Annotated in this window: 1 protein-coding gene; it reads left to right on the top strand. The window is 52.5% G+C overall.

The window, feature by feature from the left end:
* Window positions 1–34: 34 nt before the first annotated feature.
* The coding region (locus Q4528_RS14195) for a M23 family metallopeptidase (protein WP_303522265.1) at window positions 35–265 on the top strand (231 nt) is incomplete at its 3' end.

Raw genomic sequence — 265 nt, 5'->3', positions numbered from 1 at the left:
CCCAGTAACCGGCCGAGTACGCGCTCATAACGGCATCGATTACGCCGCTAAAGTGGGTACGCCGGTACAAGCCGCTGGCGATGGGCGAGTCACCAAATCGGGCTACAGCAAATACAACGGTAATTATGTGTTTATTCAGCACAGTAGCGCTTATGTCACCAAGTACTTGCACTTGCATAAACGTTACGTAAAAACCGGCCAGCGAGTAAAACAGGGCAAGAAAATTGGTACCGTAGGTGCAACAGGCCGAGTAACCGGCCCGCAC

Source organism: Staphylococcus pasteuri (assembly GCF_030547725.1).
Taxonomy (GTDB): Bacteria; Bacillota; Bacilli; order Staphylococcales; family Staphylococcaceae; genus Staphylococcus; species Staphylococcus pasteuri.
The sequence above is the reverse complement of the archived record's forward strand: the minus strand, read 5'-3'. Positions and strand labels throughout refer to the sequence as shown.